Source organism: Streptomyces sp. 13-12-16 (assembly GCF_002114215.1).
Lineage (GTDB): Bacteria > Actinomycetota > Actinomycetes > Streptomycetales > Streptomycetaceae > Streptomyces.
On record NZ_NCTE01001418.1, the window covers coordinates 1 to 649 of the forward strand.

Annotated in this window: 2 protein-coding genes; both read right to left on the reverse strand. The window is 73.5% G+C overall.

All coding sequences use genetic code 11. The features are described 5' to 3' along the window. On the reverse strand, positions 1 to 160 hold a 160-nt coding region (locus B7767_RS41820), incomplete at its 3' end, for an SDR family NAD(P)-dependent oxidoreductase (protein WP_143652986.1). An 11-nt stretch (positions 161 to 171) separates the two neighbouring features. After that, entirely contained in the window at positions 172 to 480 is a 309-nt protein-coding gene (locus tag B7767_RS41825; protein ID WP_085576396.1) for a muconolactone Delta-isomerase, read from the reverse strand. Between the last annotated feature and the right edge of the window lie 169 nt (positions 481 to 649).

The window sequence follows — 649 nt, forward strand, 5'->3', positions numbered from 1 at the left end:
CGGCGCCCCCGACGCCCCGGGCCGCCGCCCGGCCGCGCGCGGTGTCGCGCGCGGCCAGGACGACGTCGAGGCCGGCCCGGACGAGCTGGCGGCAGGTCTCCAGGCCGATGCCCCGGTTGCCGCCGGTGACGAGTGCGGTGCGGGTCGTGGTGCGGGTCATGGGGAGCCTACTCAGACCTTGTAGCGCTGCTTGACGTCCTCGGCGAAGCCGAGGTAGTCGCGCAGCGGCCAGACCTCCTCGAACTCCAGGTACTCGCGCATCGGCAGCCGGCCCAGCGCGGTGCGGTCCAGCTCCTCGGCGTCGGGCGAGTCGATGATCGCGATGACCCGCTTCTGCGCGGCCACCTTCCAGATGCCCACGCAGAAGCCGGAGTCGACCGTCTCCTGGGCGTGCGCGGCCTCGTCCTGTTCGAGCTCCCAGAGCTCGTCGAGGGTGATGCGGCCCTCGTGGTTCCACTTCATCTGGACGTAGAAGAGCATGGCGGACTCCCGTCGTACGGAGGGTCGGTGAGCGGGCCGGGCCTCAGCGCGCGGCGCGGTCGCGGATGAGTTCGGTCAGGGCGTGACCGGCGCCGAAGACCTCGGCGGCCAGGTCGAGGGGGGTCTTGCCGTCGTGGCCGACCGCGTCGAGGCGGGCCCCCCCCCCGGC